Genomic DNA, 767 nt, shown 5'->3' on the forward strand with positions numbered 1-767 from the left:
CGCAGTCGTTCGGCGGGCCCGCCGGACCGCCCTGGTATCCGACCTCCTCCGTACGGACCGTGTACCGGCCCGACGCGGACGTCATGTTGAAGCTCTCCCTCGGGATGCGGATCACCAACTCCCGCCGCAACAACCTCCGCAGCGAGATGCGGCTGGGCACCCGCGCGGCGCGACTGCTCGCCGCCGGGCCCGCCGAACGACTGCGCGCCGAGCACCCGGAGTTCGGGATCCTGCGCGACTTCGGGTGGGTGTCGGCGGGCCACGACACGGAAACCGGGCTGGAGACCGCCGTACGCGACAACCCCTTCGGGCACGGCGGGCTCCAGGGGCTCTGCGTCGCGGGGCTCGTCGCCGAGCGCACCGGGCCCGGCGACGGCTCGCCGCCCGTCCACCGCGCGCTGCTCTGCGAGGCCGTCGCCCGTACCGCCCGCGCCCACGGCGTGTCCACCGGTGAGGCGTCCGCGCGCTGGCTGGCCGCGTACCTCGACGTGCTCGCGGTCCCGCTCATCCGGCTCCACGCGTGGTACGGCATCGCGCTGGAGCCGCACCACCAGAACACCCTCGTCGCGCTCGACGCGCACGGACTGCCGCGCGCCGGCTGGTACCGGGACAGCCAGGGCTACTACGTCGCCGCCTCCCACGCGCCCGCCGTGGAGCGGCTGTTGCCGGGTGCGGCCGACGGGCTCGATCTCGTCTTCGACGACGCGTTCGTGGACGAGCGCGTCGCGTACTACCTCGGCATCAACAACCTCCTCGGCCTCGTCGGC

The 767-nt window shown here is 74.2% G+C and carries 1 protein-coding gene; it reads left to right on the top strand.

Features of this window, described 5'->3' with window-relative positions; genetic code table 11:
* On the top strand, window positions 1–767 hold a 767-nt coding region (locus BHU15_RS37805; RefSeq protein WP_303741448.1), incomplete at both ends, for an IucA/IucC family protein.

The sequence above is a fragment of the Streptomyces niveus genome, assembly GCF_001723055.1.
Lineage (GTDB): Bacteria > Actinomycetota > Actinomycetes > Streptomycetales > Streptomycetaceae > Streptomyces > Streptomyces niveus.